The organism is Bradyrhizobium sp. CCGB01 (assembly GCF_024199795.1).
In the GTDB taxonomy this organism is placed as follows: Bacteria; Pseudomonadota; Alphaproteobacteria; order Rhizobiales; family Xanthobacteraceae; genus Bradyrhizobium.
Genome location: NZ_JANADK010000001.1, coordinates 3,931,551 through 3,950,041, shown reverse-complemented (window position 1 = coordinate 3,950,041; position 18,491 = coordinate 3,931,551). Strand labels below are relative to the sequence as shown.

Genomic DNA, 18,491 nt, shown 5'->3' with positions numbered 1-18,491 from the left:
TCGGTCCCGGCATCCCGACCGATCCATCCGTCGTCCTCCCATGGCCACGCAACCTTCATCGGCGCAGCGATTATAATGTTCATATGAACATAATGTGACGTCATGTGAAACAGAAAATTGCACCCCGGCCGTTCAAATGATACTTTGGTCGGCACGGAGAGCCCATGCTCAAAACGCCCACGGCACGACAGGCCCACATTCTGGAGATAGTGCGAGAGAAAGGGTTCGCCTCGATCGAACACCTCGCGAAGCACTTTGACGTGACCCAGCAGACCATTCGGCGTCTCGTGAATGCGCTGTGCGACCAGGGACTGCTGCGGCGAATCCACGGCGGCGTCGGCCTGCCCGTGCAGAACCAGAATCTCGCTTATGGAAGCAGGCAGGGACTGAACGCCGATGCGAAACGTCGCATCGCGCATGCGACCGCAAGATTCATCCCCGACGGGGCCTCGATCATGATCGGCCTCGGCACGACGCCTGAATACGTTGCCCAGGCATTATCCCGTCGCCAGGATTTGCGTGTCATCACCAACAATCTGAATGTGGCCGCGGCGTTCGCGCAAAACCCCGATGTGGAAATCTCGATCGCAGGCGGCACGCTTCGCCCGCTCGACCGCGATATCGTCGGCGAAGCCGCCGTCCGTTTCTTCTCGGGCTTTCGCGCCGACTACGGCATCTTCGGCGTCGGCGGTGTTGACCAAGACGGCACGCTGCTCGATTTTCACTCTGACGAGGTTAAGGCGCGGCAAGCCATTGTTGCCAATTCGCGAACCGCCTTGCTTGTGGCCGACATTACCAAATTCGGCCGCAACGCGACGGTGCGCGGCGGACATCTCGACGATTGCCATCACTTCTTCACCGATGGCCCATTGCCACTAGCCTTCCAGCCGATCACCGCCCGATACGCCGATCGCATTCACGTAACGGCCCCCGACCTAGTGGCCCAGTAGCGTCGGCAGGCGTTCCTCGATGCGCATATCGCGGGTCGCAAGATCCAGCTTGCTGAAGCAGCAGTGCTTAAGCCCGGAGCGCGAGCAAAACTGTAAAATGACCTGCAAAATGAGGGCACCCCACCGCGCCACGCTAGATGCTAGGTGCTTGATTAAAATGGTGGGCGCACCAGGGCTCGAACCTGGGGCCCGCTGATTGGGAGTCAGTTGCTCTATCCTAGTGCGCCGCGTCCTTGATCGAATAGGTCACAAGCGCAGCTACGCGAATGCGCAGCCAGGATCGGCACTTTCCGCAACCGATCTACCGCCTCAGAGAACCCTGCTCACGCTGGCTGTCGCGAGATCTTTTTTGATCTCCCGCAGGCAGCACTACTCAAGGGGCGCTCGCGGTGCGATGCCAACCACGTGGCGCTAGGATATTGCGCAGCCGGATGCCGCAATTGGACAACCCTCTTGTCGGTCGAGTGCATTTCGCCGAAGCACTGGTCGATCTTTGGGAGAGCAGCTGGAATTACTCAAAACGAGCGATCGCAAACGAAGTCAGATCGATATGGTTGCGCCCCTCGGTCAATCGTTCGGCAACCACATCACCGATTCCGGCGGAGTGCTTGAAACCGTGGCCGGAACATGCCGAGACCACGAAAATGCGATCATGGCGCGGATGGTGATCAATGATGAACCCTCGATCGGGCGTGACGGTGTAGAGACAGGCGGCTGCCTGGGCAACGCGAGGCGTTGCACCCGCCAACCGAGCGTGCACGTGCCTTCGGTACATCTCGGCGGACTCCTCCGGATCGACCTCGCGGTTGATGGTGTCAGCGGTGGTCCGCGTCTCATATTGCTCGGTCGCGACCTTGATGCGGCGATCGCCTGGCAGCGGCGGAAAGCCATAGAGGTAGTCGACGTCGGTCGCGCCATGCATCCAGATGAACGCCGGCGCGTCAGGCCCATAAGCTGCGAGATCATCAAGCTCGTACCAGTGAAGAACCTGACGATTGACCGTCAACAGACGGTCGAATGGCGTACCCAGCAACGGTGCCGTCCAGCCACCGGCCGTGACCACCACTTGCTTCGCTTGGATCGTTCCGCTCGAGGTCTCGATGCGGACCATGCCGCGCTGGTCGATTGAAAGGATCTCGACGCCGGTACGGATCTGCGCGCCGAGCTGCGAGGCGCGGCTCAGTTGCGCCGAGATGCAGCGCTCGGGAAAAACATATCCGCCGCCAGGTTCATAGTAAGCCTTCTCGTTTCCTGCGAGGCCCAGGAATTGCGGGAACCTGCGGGCAACTTCCGTACCGTCGAGAATTTCGTGCTCGATGCCGAACTCGCGAGCGACCTCGACCGAGCGCGCGACGAAGTCCGGTTTGCCATGGTGCGAGGTCGGTCCCGTGCCGGGCCCCATGACCAGAACGCCACAATCATTCAGCAGCCTCTCTCCGGTATCCGCTTCAAGCTCGCGCCAGATCCGGTGGGAGTTGAGGACGAGTGGAGCGTAGACGCCACCCTCACCGACCGCCTGTCGCGTGATACGGGTTTCGCCGTGGCTCGACCCCATACGGTGTGGGGGCGCGAAACGATCGATTCCGATCGCATGCACGCCGCGCTTGGCCAATTGGTAAAGGATTGCACTGCCCATCGCGCCAAGGCCTACGACAACGAAATCTGCTTGCTCGGTCATGGCGTGCTCTCCGGGTTCGCGTCTGAAGTATTGACCATTGTAGAGGCGTCGCGATCCGCGATCGACGGACACGAGAGCTCAAATCAGGCGACCTTTTTCAGCCGCTTGAATCGCTCCATCCGGAACGGAGCCGGATCGACACAAGCTTTCGATCCGGTCACCAAATCGGCCATCAACGCGCCGGCGCCCGGGCCGATACCGAAACCGTGACCGGAAAAACCTGTTGCGAGATAGAAGCCGGGAATCGAGCCGACCGGCGCAATGACCGGAACGGCATCCGGCGTAACGTCCATCAAGCCGGCCCACATCTTTGTGATCTTGGCGTCGCCGAATACCGGGAAAGCCTCGCGCAAATGGCGAACGCCCCCTCGAACGAAGCGCCACGACGGATCGGGATCGAGAATGCGGACCTGTTCGAAAGGCGTAACTTCGTCGCTCCGCCAGCTTCGCGCCATCGACAGCTCGCGAAAAAACTGACCGCCGATGCGAAGTGTCAGCTCACTCCAGCTCTTGATGAGCGTCGGCGTATAATCGCAGAACAAACGGAAGCTGTCCGGCGTGATCGGCGCAATATTTGCGTTGCGCTGGGCGACGGTGAACCCGCCGTCCAGACGGCGACGGAAAGCGAAGTTGCCCGCGCCAACTGCGAAATCCGGAACGCCGTCGACCGAGGACAGGCGGACGACGCTGCCGAGGATCTTCAGGACCGGCAGATCGATGCCCATGTTGCCAGCGAACAGCCGCGACCAGGCTCCCCCCGCCAGAACCACGGAGGAGCAGCGGATCTCACCGCGCTCGGTCACACAGCCGCTCACCCGGCCCGCCGATCGCTCGATGGAGCGGACCGCGCAATTGGTGAGGATGTGCACGCCTGTGGCGGCCGCGGCCCGCGCCATCGCCGGGACTGCGATAAAGGGCTCGGCTTTGCCGTCGCTCGGCGTGTGCAACGCGGCCCGGAACGGCCTCGCCGCCCCGGGAATGAGCGTCTTCAGCGCCTCGCCGCTGACGAGGCGGGAATCCAGACCCAACGGGGTGGCATGCTTGAGCCACTCCTCATACATCGCGACGTCGGCATCGGTGTCGCAGAGGTAGGCGATGCCCGTCTGCCGAAAACCCGTTTCGCCGGCGATGCGCGCGTTCATGCCACGCCAGAGCCGGAGACTTTCCATGGCAAGCGGCAACTCGGCCGGATCGCGCCCCATCTGGCGGACCCAGCCCCAGTTTCGCGACGATTGCTCCGCTCCGATCAACCCCTTTTCGCACAAGGCCACGCTGACGCCGCGCTCGGCCAGCGAGAGCGCCGTCGAGACGCCGATGATGCCGCCGCCGATGACGACCACGTCAACTTGCGCGGGCAGCTCCTGCGGGGTGACGACAGGGTCGGGAATTATTCGGGACAAATTGTCCTCCTGGAAAGGAGCAGACGGAAAGCCATGCGGATCAGCTGTGCCTTGCTGTCAGCGCCCCGGGCGGTCGAGGAAATCGCGCAGGCGATACCAGCCGGCAAAAAGCGGCACGAACCACGGCTTGCCGGCATAGAACGGCACAGCGGTGAATTTGTCCCGATCAAAGGCAGACGGCATGTTCTGCTCGCCGAGAATTTTCCGCGCCGTCTGGTAACCGAGATAGGTCATCAGTGCGACGCCATTGCCGTTACAGCCGGCGGCGAAATCAGTGCCGTCGCGGGTACCGAGATGGGCGAGCTTGTCGACCGTCATCGCCACACGCCCGCTCCAGGCATGGGTGATCTTCACACCCGCAAGCTGAGGCCAGATAGTTAGCATGCGCGCATAGAGCCGCTTGGCGGCAAGCTTATCCGGCATGTCGAAGATGCCCGGGCGCGAACCGAACAGAAGTCGCGTCCCGTCGGGTGACGGCCTTGTGTAGATCAGGTCGCGGCGCGTGTCCGACACCATGCGGGCCTGCGGAATGAGCTCGGCGAGCAGATCAGCCGGCAGCGGCTCGGTGGCGATCTGATAGCTCTTGACCGGCACGATGCGGCTGGCGAGCCCCGGCGTCGCATCGGCGGCGGTGTAGCCGTTGGTGGTTGCGACGACGTGAGCGGCCCGGATGCTGCCCCGTGCGGTCGGCACGATCTTCTCGCCACCCGCGCCGTCCTGCACCATGCCCGCACGGGCATGCGAACGCAGCAGGACGCCGGCGTTGCGCGCCCGGTCGCGCAACGCCTTGTGATACTTGCCCGGGTGCAGACCGCCATATTGGTCGATCACCATGCCGCCATGATAATAGTCCGAACCGATCGCGGCCCGCTGCTGCGCCCGATCCAGAAAGCGCACAGTGACGCCGGTTTTCTCCGCCAGCAGCGCGCCGTGTCGCTTCAGGGTTTCGTAGTTGCCCGCCGCGTGAGCGCCGAAAAAGCGGCCCGTGAGCGCGAGCCCGGCGTCAAGCTTCTCGGTCTCGACCAACATCTTCAGATAATCGAAGCTCTCGTTGCTTTCGCCGATCAGGCGCGAGAATAGCGCCGGATCGATCCCCTTGATCGCGCCGCCAACGACCAGCTTCTGGCCGCTCGACACCATGCCGCCCGACCGCGTCGAGGCTCCCTCTCCGATCCGGTCGCCGTCGATGACGACGACCGAACGCCCGGCGCGCGCCAGATGGGTCGCCGCATTCAGCCCCGCATAGCCCGAGCCAATGACCACGACGTCGGCGCGTTCCGGCAAAGGATCGAGATCGGTTTCCGGTTCGGCAGCCTCCCACCAATAGGGCGTCTCCTTGAATTCCTTGGCATAGATATCGTCAAAGCGGGGCATGATGGATCGAGCCTTTCCGGCTTGTCTTTCTTTGAACGTGAGACGGCGCGATCAGAGAACCTGACCGAGGAATTCGCGCGTGCGCGGATCTTGCGGATTATCGAAGAGTTCTGCAGGCGGCGCACTCTCAACGATCAGGCCATGATCGGTGAAGCAGACGCGCTGCGAGACCTCCCGGGCGAACTTCATCTCGTGCGTCACGAGAATGCAGGTGAGACCTTCCTCCACCAGTTCGCGGATGGCGAAGAGCACGTCCTTCACAGTTTCAGGATCGAGCGCCGCCGTCACCTCGTCGAACAGGATGACCTCCGGCTGCATCGCGAGCGCGCGGGCGATCGCCACACGCTGCTGCTGCCCGCCGGAGAGCTGCCCCGGATAGCTGTCCGCCTTCTCGGCGAGACGCACCTTCTTCAGGAGCTTGCGGGCGCGCTCCTCGACTTCGGCGCGGTCGTGTCCGAGAACCTGGACGGGCGCCATCATGATGTTTTGCAGTGCTGTGCGATGCGGAAACAGGTTGTACTGCTGGAACACCATCGCCACCTGATGGCGCAACGGCCGCATCGCCTTTTCCGACTTCATTTCGTGCACGCGATGCGCACCGACGCGAATAAAGCCTTCGTCGATGGGAAACAGGCCATTAATGCAGCGCAGGATGGTGGACTTGCCCGATCCGGAGGGGCCGATGATGCAGACGGCCTCCCCCTTCTGCACGAACATCGAAATGCCCTTGAGGACCTGGAAGTCGCCGAAGGACTTGCGGACGTTGTCGAGCTCGATCAGCGCCTCGATGCGGCTCACAGATTGTCTCCCTTCACGGCACGTTCCCGCCGGCGCGCCAGGGCCGCGATCGGATAGCAGTAGGCGATGAACAGGAAGAGAACGGTCAGATAGAAGTAGACGATCACGCGCTCGTTCTCCGTGGCCAGCAACGTGTTCAGAATCGTCAGCACGTCCTGGATGCCGGTGACCGTGGCGAGCGCGGTCGCGATCATGAGCAGCGCGTAGAGATTCATCCAGCCCGGAATCATGCGCCGCATGGCCTGCGGCATGATCACGTGGCGGTAGATCTGGCCGGTGGTGTAGCCGAGCGAACGGGCCGCCTCCCACTGGCCGCTGTGAATGGACTGGACCGCGCCGCGGATGACCTCGGAGAAATTCGCCGCCGTCGGCAGCGCGAGGCCAATCACGGCTTTCACGAATGGCGGGAACGGAACGATCGTGCCGAAGATGCGCATCTCGAAGGGCAGGAAATAGAGCGTTGCGAAGAGCAGAACGAGCCAGGGTGAATTGCGCAGGAAGTTCACCAACAGGAGCGAAACGATCCGGATCGGTTCGAACCGCGCGAGCGTCCCAAGCCCCATAGCTGTGCCAAGCGCCGTCGCCAGAACCATGGACGCAACGGAAAGAAGAATATTGAGGATGAAACCGCCGGTGACCGGCCAACCGGTTGCGGAGCCGGTCAGAAGCACGGGAAGCCGCACCATCACACGGGTCCAGTACGCCGAGCCGCCCGTCGCGGCATCGACACCAATCCAGACCACCACACCAAGGGCGATCAGCAACTGAACAGCGCGCTTCTTGTCCTCGTAGTGGAGCACCAAACCTGTCATCAATGCCCCCTTCCATAACCAGGGAAGGCCATGAAGGCTTCGAGCCTTGCCATCGCGAATGTCAGAATGGACACCAGCGTCACGTAGATGAGGAGCACGAGGATCATCACTTCCAGCGTACGAAACGTGTCGTTGTAAATCTGCCCGGCGTAGTACATGAGCTCCGGCACGGTGATGACGGACGCCTGCGACGTCGTCTTGAAGAGGTTGGTCAGGATGTTCGTCAGTCCCGGCAGGCAGATGCGGGTCGCGATCGGTGCCTCGATGCGCCAGAACCGGGCCCATCGGCCATACCCGAGTGAGCGCGCCGCATCGACGATCGAGCGCGGCATGGTTTCGATCCCCGAGCGAAAGGTTTCTATGGCCAGCGCCCCGCCAAAGAGACTGAGCGAAATCGCAGCGCAGGCGAAGGCGCTGAGCAGCGGCACCGACAGCCCGGTTGAAGGATCGGTCACCTTGAGGCCGAGGGTCGAGAGGGTGAAGTAGGCAAACAGCATCTGCAACAGCGGCGGCGTGTTGCGGAACACCTCGACGAACAGCTCGATCAAGGCATCGAGCCAGAATATCCGCAGCGTGAGGCCGAGGGCCCCCAGCATGCCGATGAGGATGGCGGCACTCGACGAGAGCGCCGCCAGCTTCAGCGTGTTGACGACACCGATGAGCAGCCATCGCTGGTACGCTGGATCCGCGAGCCAGGAATAGTCGAGACCTAACAAGGGCTGCTGCTCCGTGTCCGTCAGTTCTTCTTCGCAGACGCAGCCTTTGCCCGCGCAGCGATGTAGTCGGAGTGCGGCATGCCGAACTCGGTTTCCCAAGCAATCAGCTTGCCTTCGGCCTCGGCCTTCCCGATGGCCTTGTCGACGGCCTGGCGGAATTCCGCGTCGTCCTTGCGGACGCCGCCGGCCATCGGCTGGAATTCATAGGGTGCAACGGCGACCTTGTAGTTCGCCCATTCGGGCTCCTTGAGTTTCTGCTGAAGCGTCATGTCGTCGAAGACGAAGCCGATACAGCGATTATCCTTCAGCGCGCGGTAAGCTTCCGGCTGCGTCTTGAAGGCGACGAGCGTGATGCCGAACTCCTCGGTCATCTTCTTGTTGTAGTAGGAACCCTGGATGCCGCAGATCGACTTGCCCTTCAGTTCTTCCCATTTTGAGATCGTCGCTTCCTTGGCCATCAGCACTGATGGGCCGGCGGCAGAAACGTATTCCGTCGTGAAGTCGATGACCTTGGCGCGTTCGGCCGTGACGCCGAGTGTGGCGAAGATCGCATCGATGCGGCCTGCGGTCAGGAAATCGATGCGATTGGCAGCGATGACCGGCACGAGTTCGATCTTGTCCTCGGAGCCGAGAAGCTCCTTGGCTACATACTTCGCCAGCGACACCTCGAAGCCGACGACTTCACTTTTGTCGTTCAAATAGCCGTAGGGCACATAGTCGTTCTTCACGCCGACGATCAGCTTGCCGCGTGCCTTGACGTTCTCGAGCGTGCCCGCCACGGCGGCGCCACCCGCAAAGACAGCGGCGAGCGCGAGAGCGGAAACGCCCATCATCCTTTTGAAGCGTGTCATCCTGTTCCTCTGGATAAATCACGGCCTTTCGGCGCCGTTGCCTCGGCGCCGCGTCAGCCATTAGCCCTGTGCACCTGCAGAAATCAGGTCGCTCAAAGAATATGCATCCCTCTTGAGCGACCTAATTTTCATCATTGGAGCCACATCCTTCTCATTGTACAAGTTGCCGACAGCACTTTTTTCATAATGTGAGAATTTGCGCCGTGATCGTCCAACCGCCATCCGGTGGAGCCCAGTTGCTCGACCGTACCGTCGTCCTGCTGGATCTCGTCGCCGATGGCGGCGTCGATGGGCTACCACTCAAGGAATTGGCGGCCCGCTCCGGGCTCAACACCGCCACCTGTCACCGCATCCTCAACACGCTGGTCGGCCACAAGCTGCTCGCCCGCGACAACAAGAAACGCCGCTATCGGCTGGGTGCACGCATGGCGATCTACGGCGTCCGCGCGGCCCGTGGCCCCGGCATCATCAGCCGCTGCGAGGTCGCGCTCACCCGGCTCAGGCGCCGCACCGGCGACACGACCCACCTGATGGCCCGCTTCAACCACGATTCAGTCTGTCTCGACCGGCGCGACGGCGAATGCATCGTGCCGACGCTGACGGGATCGGTCGGTGGCTTCGTGCCCCTCGGCGTCGGCCCTGGCTCGATCGCGATGCTCGCGTTCCTCGATGATGACGAGCAGGAGTACATCATCCGCGCCAATCTCGGACGCTATGCGGCGTATCGCAACCTCACCGAGGACAAGGTTCGGCAGTTGATCGCCGATACCCGCCGGCGTGGCTACGCAGTAGATATGGGCGAGCTCATTCCAGGCATTGCCGGCGTGGGCATGCCGATCATGACGCCGGGAGAAAAGCCGGGTGCAGCGCTCAGCTTCACGCTGCTCTGCGCCAAGGTCGGGCCCGGCGTCATCGAACGCTATGGCGCTCTGCTCGAGGAGGAGATCAACGCCATCGTCGGTCAGTAGGACGGAGGGGCAGTGGCTTAACGAGCCTCGCTTAGCTTGGAGCGCACCAGCGAGCTGCACCGCAACTCGTTCGGCGCCTGCGGCGGCCGCGCCACCTCGCATGGGAGAAACCCGAGTAGCTTCAGGCTTGCGTTGAGCCGCTCGGTTGCCCGCCCTCCGGGCGCATCGCGGTGGATCGCGACCACAAGCGGATAGAGCCTCTCGTGCGCGGCGCGCGCTCGCTTCCATTCGCCAGCCGCGGCCGCAGTCCGGAGACTGACCACGCGGTTCGGCACGACACAGGCTAGTCTGACCCGGCTGCCGGCCGAGCCGACGAGGATGGCGGCCACCAAGAGAGAGCAATGCCGATCACAAATGCCGCTCCTGGAAGAAGCTTCATCCCGCCGCGGCTCAGTTCATCCAACGCATCAACAGATGGTGAGCAGCCGGCTCACATTGAACGGACCTTCAATTGGGCGGCTCGACAAATTCATGCAACGAGCTTCAAAAGCATAGTGATGATAAAGCGGCATCCCAGGCGCGCTTACGTTCATCTCGTCAACCGAGCATGAAGCAACTCCACGTTGGCCTGTAGCTTTCGCTGCCGGCCAACGAAGTGTCATCTCGGGGCCGCAGCGCCTTGCCTGTGGCGAGCCTTAACAGGAAACCGCAGGTCCCCTGACCTAAAAGCGCAGCAGCATCAATATACCGTCGCAAACTCAGCCGGCGGGGCCGACAGGTTGAAGCGATGCGCACGGTTCGACGAACGCTCGAAAACTCCTGTTAGTGTGCGCCTGCATTTCATGGTTGGCCTATATCGAGCCGACTTATTTGGCGCTCAATGATGACGAGCCGCTCCTGATTGCCGAGCCCTCCGCGAATGGCGGCCTGGTAAGACAAATTCATCCTGCGGGCTGGCCTGCTTCGTCTGCCGACGCAATAAGCGCTGGTTGCCTTTCGCACGCGATGTCCCGTGCGCACCGAAAGCGGATATAAACGTCACTTCGTCATTGACTCGCGTGAAGCATCTGTAGCTCCGCGATGCGATTGTCGGCGCGGCGGAGCCGCCGACAAAGCTCGCGGTTGATATTCTGCATCACCATCACATACGCGTAGATGTCGGCCTTATAGTACGCGTAGAGTTGTCTAGCCGTCAGCTCGTATAGCAGGGTTGGACTCTGCGCGACGATGGTCGCTGATCGGTTCTGCATCTCGATAAGAGTCATCTCGCCAAAGAAGTCACCAGACCCAAGACTCGCCATGCGAATTATGCGCCCCGAGCCCCCGAGCTTGCTCACCACGAGTTCTCCGGAGTGAACAACGAACATTGAGCGGCCGGGTTCTCCTTCCGCCACGACAGTGTCACCGGCGCCGAAGCGGCGCTCGACCAGCATTGAGACCAAGAGATCGCAGCTCGCGTCCGAGAGTCCACCGAAGAAAGGTGTGGCAAGCAAAAACGCTTTCAGATCGGGCGAGCTGACAGCCATCGAGAAAATATACTCCCGCTCCCAGCGGTGACAAGCCGCCGAGACGTTGACGCTGCTGCCGTAGGCAGGAAGCCGCGGTGATCACACTTGGGGAACTTGTCATGATCCTGGATTTGTGTCGCCAAGGTCTGTCGCTCAGTGCCCGCGCCCAGCAACCTGGTGTCGATCGAAAGACAGTCAGCGCCTACATCGCCGGAAGCCTGGCGCCGCCGGTTTACAAAAAAGGCGCCACCAAGGTGTTTCTCGATGGTGCTCGGCTACTCACTGGCTGATCTGGGCGCGCTTCGTCGTCCATCAGGATCTGCAAGTGATCCTTCGCTGTTACCTCCGGACGTGGAGATCGCTTACTGCGCGGCGGCTTTTTTTCGCCCGGGTCAAAGGCGAGCTCGAATGGAAGCCAATATGCCAGTCGTCGTATCGATGATGGTTACGGCCTGCTCAATCTTGCCTTGCCCCAACGGATATTTGGTGCACCGCTCGGATATCTGAACCAACCGTTTCCTTTCGCTGATCAGGATCGTGCTGCTCTTGTCGACGGCAAACTTGACGATATCCCGCATCGGACTTTTGTCGCCAAAGTCCGTCAGATCTTTCTCCATCGTGATCAGATACTCGTAGCTCGCTAGCTCGTCGGAGATCTGAAGAAGTTCCCGGATAGTCGAGTTGACACAGTCGGCGTCGCCGCTGGAAACATCGGGGCGCTTTGCGGTTGCGACAAGGTCGTTCATGAGGTTGGCAAAGAGCGGCCTAAGGCTCTCCGCCTGCCTGAAATCGCTCTCGGACAGAACGCCCGCACAGCACACACTGGGTAGGAACAGCCCAAGCCCCAAGCTTGCCGCCAGCATCTTTCGGTGCGCTCGCACCGGGAACGAAACTCTCGTGGTGCCGATCAGCCGGTGCATCCCCTTTGGTCCTTCCCCTGCCACCCCTCATTGTTAGATGGGTGTTTCTGTGCAAAGATCGGGCTTCGTCGGCTTCAGTTCACACTTGCTTTGCGTGCAGACATGTCGGCGTCTGAACCGCTCCCACAGCCGGAGCATAGGAGCATGACCGACGGGCCGCAACGGGCGTTTCGCGCCGCGGCCCTTGACCGGGCTGCGTCTCCCGAGCAGCTCGATCATCTCGTTGTCATCACCAAGCCCGCTGACTGGATTCTCACCCTTGTGCTGTGCATTGCACTTGTGGCGGCCGTGCTGTGGGGCATCTTCGGGCGCGTGCCCACTCGCGTCTCGGGCGAAGGAATCCTGATCGGCAGTGGCGGCAAGGTCGTCGACGCCGTATCCGCCGCCGCTGGACGGCTACAGTCGGTCGCAGTGACGGTGGGCGATCACGTCAACAAGGACCAACCCATCGCCCAGATCGTTCAAACCGAGATCCAGCAAAAGCACAACGCAGCCACCGAGGTCTTTCAAGAACGCCAGCGGGAGCATGCCGATCGGGTATCGAAAGCTGCAAGCGAGCTCGCCGCCAAAAGCCAGAACTTTGCAAAACTTGAAATCGCCCTGCAACAGGTGATCAAGGCAACGAGCCAGCGTATCGAGTATCTCACCGTCGACGTCAAAAACCTGGAGGATTTGCTGGCCAAGGGATACACGACGCGGCGCAATCTGGAAGAGCGACGCCAGGAGCTGGCCGATGCGCAACAGCGCCGTACTGACGCCCAAAACGAGATTTTGAAGTTGCGGTCGCAGAAGACGGATCTGGAAACGGAGCGCGGCCGTGAAATTCAGCAGTCCGAGTTTGCCCTCAACGAGGCCCGGCGGCAAATGAATGCCTCCGCCGAACAGCTGAGCCAGAACACCCAAGTGATGAGCCCGATGGACGGGCGGGTTTTGGAAGTGAAGATTTCGCCCGGTTCGGTGCTAGCCATCGGCACACCGGTGATTGCGATCGAAAGCGAAGGCGCCAAGCTCCAAGCCGTCGTCTATGTTCCTGCCGAACGGGGCAAGCAGATCAAGCCTGGCATGCAGGTGCAACTCGAGCCGAGCACGGTGAAGCGCGAGGAATTTGGCATGATGCTAGGCAACGTTGTCAGCATCTCTGATTTCCCGATGACACCGCAAGGCATGGGCGCGCTGCTGCATAACGAAAGCCTGGTTTCACGTTTCTCGCGCGACGGTGCACCTTACGCCGCGATGGTTGCGCTCGATGAAGACGCCTCCACTGCAACCGGATATCGATGGGCCGTTGGCGAGGGGCCGAACATTCATCTCACGAGCGGAACGTTGGCGCGGGCCGAGATCACAACCCGACGGCGGCGCCCCCTCGATCTGGTGATACCCCTGCTCAAGCACCTCACGGGAATTGATGGATAAGCCTTCTCCAAACCAGCCAACCAACGCACGCGGCCGGCCCAAATCTTACGTCAGCCGCATGGCGAGCTGGTTGCCGCGCCGACGCACACGGCGGACACCCATCATACTGCAGATGGAAGCCGTCGAATGCGGTGCGGCAGCGCTTGGCATCATTCTCGGTTATCACGGTGCGTGGATTCCGTTGGAGCAGCTCCGTGTCGCATGCGGCGTATCGCGCGACGGCAGCAAGGCGAGCAACATCATCAGAGCGGCCCGCCGATACGGGCTGACGGCGAAGGGTTACAGCGTCGAACCTCCGGCACTTTCCGAGATCCCAACGCCTTGCATCATTCACTGGAACTTCAACCATTTCGTGGTGCTCGAAGGAATCGACAAAAAGCGCGCCTACATAAATGATCCCGCGAGCGGGCGTCGACGGATAGATCTGGGCGAGCTTGACCTCGCCTTCACGGGCGTCGTCCTGGCGTTTGAACGGGGCGAAAAGTTCGAGAAGGTTGGCAGCAAGCCAAAGGGCATTAGCCTGCTCATGCGGGAGCTGCGCCAATCAAAGGAGGCGGTGGCCCTGCTAGTTGTTGTCAGCATCGCCGCGGCTCTGCCCAATATTGTTGCCGCAGGATTCTCAAAAATCTTTGTTGATGAAATTTTGATCCAGCACACGCGCAGCTGGCTTGCGCCGCTCCTGATCGGCATGGCGCTGACGGCTGCCTTGCGGGCCGTTCTGACCACCATACGCCAATCGTTGCTCTTGCGGCTGCAGACCAAACTCGCCGTCGTGATGACCAGCCGCTTTCTGTGGCGCCTCATGACGCTGCCGCTGGAATTTTTCACCCAACGCCACGCCGGCGACATTGCAAGCCGTATTTCAGCCAACGAACAGATCGCCCGGCTGCTTTCAAGCGGCATTGCCGCCAATGCGCTCAGCCTGATGTCGGTGGTTTTGTTCGCCGCGGCCATGGCCGTCTACGACGTTGGCCTGACCGCGCTTTGCGTCACGATCTCTTTGATAAATGTTCTTCTCTTGCGGCTCGTCGCTTCACGCCGCCAGGAACTGAGCTATCGGCTGGCGCTCGATCAGGGAAAGCTGCTCGGGGCGACCGTGAGCATGGTGCGGACGATCGAAACCATCAAGGCAAGTGGTTTGGAAGACGACGCCTTCGGCCGGTGGGCCGGTCTTCAAGCCAAAACTCTCAACGCCGAACAGAGGATCGGCGCCTCTGCCATCATATTGGACATGGTCCCGACCCTGCTCACGGGCCTCATGATCGCAGCGATACTTGGTGTCGGAGGCTTGCGGGTCATCCAGGGCTCCCTGACACTGGGAAGCCTCGTGGCCTTCCAATCCTTGGCATTGAGTTTCTCCGAGCCTTTCGCCAACCTCGTGAACTATTTCGGTGGCCTGCAAACCATCAAGGGAGCGCTCGAACGGCTCGAGGATGTCTACCGATACCCGCTAGCGCCGCAACCGCCGACACATGCGGGCACCCTACCGCCGAAGCTTACCGGCCGACTCGAACTTCACAACATCAACTTCGGCTATTCGGTGCTCGAACCGCCGCTTTTGACGGATCTTTCGCTGGTGATCCCAGCCGGTTCACGCGTGGCACTCGTTGGCGTGTCGGGCAGCGGAAAATCAACCCTCGGTAAGCTGATCTGCGGATTGTACAAACCCTGGTCCGGCGAGATTCGTTTTGATGGCTGCAGGCTGACGGATGTCCCTGCGGACGTTTTTGCGAACTCCGTCGCCTATGTCGACCAGGACGTCTTCCTGTTCGAGGGAACCGCGCGAGACAATTTGACGCTCTGGGATTCAACGACCGATGAGCGTCACCTGCTGACGGCGGCCAAGGACGCGCTGATCCATCAAGACCTTGCGACCAGACCAGGAAATTATGACTGCCACGTCAATGAGGGCGGTACGAACTTCAGCGGCGGTCAGCGTCAGCGCATCGAAATCGCCCGAGCTCTGGTTTGCAATCCCTCGATCCTTGTCCTGGATGAAGCGACGGCTGCACTTGATCCGATCACGGAAAAATCCATCGACGACAACCTGCGGCGCCGAGGCTGCAGCTGCATCATCATCGCCCACCGCTTGAGCACGATCCGCGATTGCGACGAAATCATCGTGCTCGAACGCGGTCGCATCGTTGAGCGCGGCACGCATGAAGAGCTTGTTGCGCTTCAGGCCTCCTATGCCAAACTGGTGGCGCGCGAATGACGGATCGATTTGCCAGCGAGGATTTCGTCGGCCATCAGCGCGAGGTGCCGATCGGTCTGCTACAGCGGACTACGCTCGATGCGCGTCGCCCGATGCTTCTCAGCGACCACGAACACGTACTTCAAGTGGCAGCTGGTCACGTCGATTTGTTTGCAGTTCAGCCGACGGGCACGCGCCAGCATTTATTTCGTGTCGAAAACGGCGAATGCATTCTGGACCTGCACAATGCCTGCGAAACCTCGGGCAGCCGACTGCAAATCATCGCCGTCGGCCCCCCTGGGACTGCGCTTTTGGAGGTGCCGCGTAGTGCAGCGTCCTTTGGTCCTGTGTCTGGCTGGATTGCCCAATTGGCAACGTTCATGGTCCGCTCGTCGGCAAACGAAGCCGTTTCCGAGCTGGTGAGCGGTGAGGCGATCGAACTGCACCCGGACGAACGCCGTCGCGGTCCGATGCGGGAACTCCTGTGGGCACACCTCGAAGCCGGAACAGCAAAGGTCATGAACCTCGGCTCGAGCATCGCTCCCGGGCAGCCCCCCTCCCCTTTGACCGGTGGGCTGTGGGTGGAAGCCGGCGAGCACGGGTGCAAATTGCGTCTCGACCCGAACCCGCCAGATGCCGTGGTTCTCTGGTCCGCGATTGATCGATTCCAGGTGACGGTTATCGCCCATCTCGAGCGCAACCTGGCAGAGGGCGTCATTCGCGAGCGGGAGCGCCTGGTCCGGCGCGGCGAACTCATTGCGTCGCAAACGCTTGACTCGTTTGAGCGGCTCTCCGATGTCGTGGTCAGAAAAGCCGATCGCGCGCAATCCGAATGGGACCCGACAGATCCGCTGCTTTGCAGTTGCCGCGTTGTCGGAGAAGAACTGGGAGTACCAGTTACGCTTTCGCAGCGCGCTCAACCCGCAAGACAGGCCTTCAGCGAAATTCTGGAGATCGCTCGCACAGCCCAATTGCGGATCCGCCGTGTGCTCCTGCGCGACGTCTGGTGGAAGACCGATGCTGGACCGCTCCTCGGCTGGCACGGAGACGAACGCAGTCCAGTGGCTCTGGTGCGCAATCGGGCAAATACCTACACGATGTTCGACCCAAAGGGCGGAAGACGCCGCCCGGTCGATCGCTCCGTTGCCGGCGAGCTCAAACCGGAGGCCATCACTTTCTATCCGGCGTTGCCGTCCCGCCCGCTCCAATATCGCGATCTGCTTGCCTTTGCGATGCGAGGTGTTTCCGGCAACATCGCGCGCATCGCGTTGGCTGTGATGGCAATCGGGCTCCTGTCGCTGATGCCGCCACTGATCACCAACGTCCTGGTCAATTCGGTTATCCCGCGCACCGAGATCGATCAGCTTGTTGTTTGTGCGCTTGCGCTGACGGTCACCGCCGTAGCGATGGCCAGTCTGCAGATGATGCAAGGACGGGTCACGTTGAGGCTCGAAGGTCTGCTCGACTATAAGCTGCAGGCCGCGCTGATCGACCGACTGCTTCGCCTACCTACCTCTCTGTTCCGCGAATATACAAGCGGTGACCTGGTCGATCGCGCCATGGGCATCGACGCCACTCGCCGGATCTTCACGGGGCGTGTTCTGGGCGGCTTTACGTCCGCGTTCTTTTGTCTCTTCAGCATTGGGCTGATGCTCTACTATGACCTCCGACTCGGCGGCATTGCACTGCTGCTCACGGCGATTAGAGCGGTTGCAATTCTTGCCACGAGCGCCGTGCGACTCTACTACGAAACCAAGCAATTCAACCTGCAAGGCAAGGCCAGCGGCTTTGTGCTGCAATTGATTGCGGGAGTCGGCAAGCTGCGCGTGGCAGGCGCAACGGCGCGCGCGCTAGCGCGATGGTCGCAACAATTTGCCGTACAGAGGCGCTACTTCATCGCCTCGCAGCGAGCGGCCAACGCGCTGAGTACCTTTGATACCGCCTTTCCGATGCTGGCGACATTGACCATCTTTGCGCTTGCCTCCTACACCAACAGTCGCATTCTGCTCGATCTCGGTGCCTTTCTTGGCTTTCTGGCAGCGTTCGGACAGACCACGGCCGCGATCGGCAGTTGGGCCTCGAGCGTCAGTGAATCACTGGTGGCGATTCCTCACCTCAGCCGCCTGAAGCCCGTGATCTCCACCCCTGCCGAGATCTCTGAGGAACGGCGATCGCCCGGAGAGCTATCCGGAGAGCTCGAACTTTCCGGCATCGTCTTCCGCTATATGAAAGGTGGGCCGAAGGTCCTGGATGACATCAGCCTAAGCGTTGCGACGGGTGACTACGTCGCGATCGTCGGTCCCTCAGGTAGCGGTAAATCGTCGCTCTTTCGTTTGCTGCTCGGTTTTGAGCGGGCGGAGGCCGGCACAGTGTTCTACGACGGCAAGGCGCTCAACACGCTCGATATCAGCGCCGTGCGCCGGCAGCTTGGCGTAGTGCTGCAAGATACCAAGCTCGCAACCGGAAGCCTTTACGACAACATTTGCGGTGGCGTTGATTTACCGCTGGAGAAGGCCTGGGAGGCCGCCCGACTGGCGGCGCTGGATGCCGACATCGCGCAGATGCCGATGGGCATGCATACGCTGGTTGCGGAAGGCGTGAGTACGCTGTCAGGCGGTCAACGGCAGCGACTGTTGATAGCCCGCGCCCTTGCGCGCTCACCACGGATTCTTCTGTTTGATGAAGCAACCAGCGCGCTCGACAACCAGACCCAAAGCATCGTCGGCACCTCGCTGGAACGATTGAGCATCACCCGGATTGTGATTGCGCATCGCCTCAGCACCGTGCGCAATGCAGATCGCATTGTAATGCTCTTGCGCGGCAAAGTCGTGCAAGCAGGAAGCTATGCAGAACTCATGAGCGAGCCGGGGCCGTTTGCGGATTTTGCCGAGCGGCAGCTGCTTGAGCCGGCTCATCGCTAGCGCTCGTTGGGCATCGACACCGTGTCGAGACCCCTTCCCGTAGTTGAT

14 protein-coding genes and 1 pseudogene are annotated in these 18,491 nt (G+C 61.1%); 6 read left to right on the top strand and 9 right to left on the bottom strand.

The window, feature by feature from the left end; genetic code table 11:
* Nucleotides 1–164 precede the first annotated feature (164 nt).
* The gene (locus tag NLM25_RS17845; protein WP_254137851.1) at nt 165–950 is read left to right on the top strand and encodes a DeoR/GlpR family DNA-binding transcription regulator; all 786 of its coding nucleotides are present in this window, start codon (nt 165–167) and stop codon (nt 948–950) included.
* 511 nt (nt 951–1,461) lie between these two features.
* On the opposite strand, the gene solA is transcribed toward NLM25_RS17845, so the two are convergent.
* The 7 genes from solA to NLM25_RS17810 all read right to left on the bottom strand — a co-directional run bounded on the left by solA (nt 1,462) and on the right by NLM25_RS17810 (nt 8,579).
* On the bottom strand, nt 1,462–2,628 hold the full coding sequence (gene solA, locus NLM25_RS17840; RefSeq protein WP_254137850.1) for an N-methyl-L-tryptophan oxidase: 1,167 nt from the start codon (nt 2,626–2,628) through the stop codon (nt 1,462–1,464).
* An 83-nt stretch (nt 2,629–2,711) separates the two neighbouring features.
* Complete coding sequence (locus NLM25_RS17835; RefSeq protein ID WP_254137849.1) at nt 2,712–4,028, bottom strand: FAD-binding oxidoreductase; 1,317 nt, start codon at nt 4,026–4,028, stop codon at nt 2,712–2,714.
* A gap of 57 nt (nt 4,029–4,085) precedes the next feature.
* Entirely contained in the window at nt 4,086–5,402 is a 1,317-nt protein-coding gene (locus tag NLM25_RS17830; protein WP_254137848.1) for an FAD-binding oxidoreductase, read from the bottom strand.
* 51 nt (nt 5,403–5,453) lie between these two features.
* The gene (locus NLM25_RS17825; RefSeq protein WP_309143600.1) at nt 5,454–6,200 is read right to left on the bottom strand and encodes an amino acid ABC transporter ATP-binding protein; all 747 of its coding nucleotides are present in this window, start codon (nt 6,198–6,200) and stop codon (nt 5,454–5,456) included.
* Nucleotides 6,197–7,012, bottom strand: a complete 816-nt coding sequence (locus NLM25_RS17820; RefSeq protein WP_254137847.1) for an amino acid ABC transporter permease — start codon at nt 7,010–7,012, stop codon at nt 6,197–6,199. Before NLM25_RS17820 ends, NLM25_RS17825 begins: the two co-directional genes overlap by 4 nt.
* On the bottom strand, nt 7,012–7,728 hold the full coding sequence (locus NLM25_RS17815) for an amino acid ABC transporter permease (protein WP_254118200.1): 717 nt from the start codon (nt 7,726–7,728) through the stop codon (nt 7,012–7,014). Before NLM25_RS17815 ends, NLM25_RS17820 begins: the two co-directional genes overlap by 1 nt.
* 20 nt (nt 7,729–7,748) lie before the next feature.
* A complete protein-coding gene (locus tag NLM25_RS17810; RefSeq protein WP_254118199.1) occupies nt 7,749–8,579 on the bottom strand; it encodes a transporter substrate-binding domain-containing protein in 831 nt (276 codons plus the stop codon).
* Nucleotides 8,580–8,815: 236 nt separating this feature from the next.
* Between NLM25_RS17810 and NLM25_RS17805 the strand changes: the two genes are divergently transcribed.
* Nucleotides 8,816–9,547 (top strand): IclR family transcriptional regulator, encoded by a 732-nt coding sequence (locus NLM25_RS17805; protein WP_254137846.1) that lies wholly within the window; start codon nt 8,816–8,818, stop codon nt 9,545–9,547.
* A 986-nt stretch (nt 9,548–10,533) separates the two neighbouring features.
* On the opposite strand, the gene NLM25_RS17800 is transcribed toward NLM25_RS17805, so the two are convergent.
* Nucleotides 10,534–11,013: a Crp/Fnr family transcriptional regulator gene (locus NLM25_RS17800; RefSeq protein WP_254137845.1), complete on the bottom strand. Its 480-nt coding sequence runs from the start codon at nt 11,011–11,013 to the stop codon at nt 10,534–10,536.
* A 77-nt stretch (nt 11,014–11,090) separates the two neighbouring features.
* Between NLM25_RS17800 and NLM25_RS17795 the strand changes: the two are divergent.
* A pseudogene (locus tag NLM25_RS17795) lies at nt 11,091–11,258 on the top strand (IS21 family transposase); the annotation flags it as partial.
* 129 nt (nt 11,259–11,387) lie between these two features.
* Here NLM25_RS17795 and NLM25_RS17790 read toward each other — a convergent pair.
* Nucleotides 11,388–11,915 (bottom strand): hypothetical protein, encoded by a 528-nt coding sequence (locus NLM25_RS17790; protein ID WP_254137844.1) that lies wholly within the window; start codon nt 11,913–11,915, stop codon nt 11,388–11,390.
* A gap of 144 nt (nt 11,916–12,059) precedes the next feature.
* Here NLM25_RS17790 and NLM25_RS17785 point away from each other — a divergent pair, with 144 nt between their 5' ends.
* Genes NLM25_RS17785 through NLM25_RS17775 form a run of 3 tightly spaced genes read left to right on the top strand, consistent with a single transcriptional unit; the run spans nt 12,060 to nt 18,443 of the window.
* Nucleotides 12,060–13,328 (top strand): NHLP bacteriocin system secretion protein, encoded by a 1,269-nt coding sequence (locus tag NLM25_RS17785; RefSeq protein ID WP_254118194.1) that lies wholly within the window; start codon nt 12,060–12,062, stop codon nt 13,326–13,328.
* On the top strand, nt 13,321–15,543 hold the full coding sequence (locus NLM25_RS17780) for an NHLP family bacteriocin export ABC transporter peptidase/permease/ATPase subunit (protein ID WP_375167833.1): 2,223 nt from the start codon (nt 13,321–13,323) through the stop codon (nt 15,541–15,543). The genes NLM25_RS17785 and NLM25_RS17780 overlap by 8 nt, the downstream gene beginning before the upstream one ends.
* A complete protein-coding gene (locus tag NLM25_RS17775) occupies nt 15,540–18,443 on the top strand; it encodes an NHLP bacteriocin export ABC transporter permease/ATPase subunit (protein WP_254137842.1) in 2,904 nt (967 codons plus the stop codon). The genes NLM25_RS17780 and NLM25_RS17775 overlap by 4 nt, the downstream gene beginning before the upstream one ends.
* The last annotated feature ends 48 nt before the right edge of the window (nt 18,444–18,491 follow it).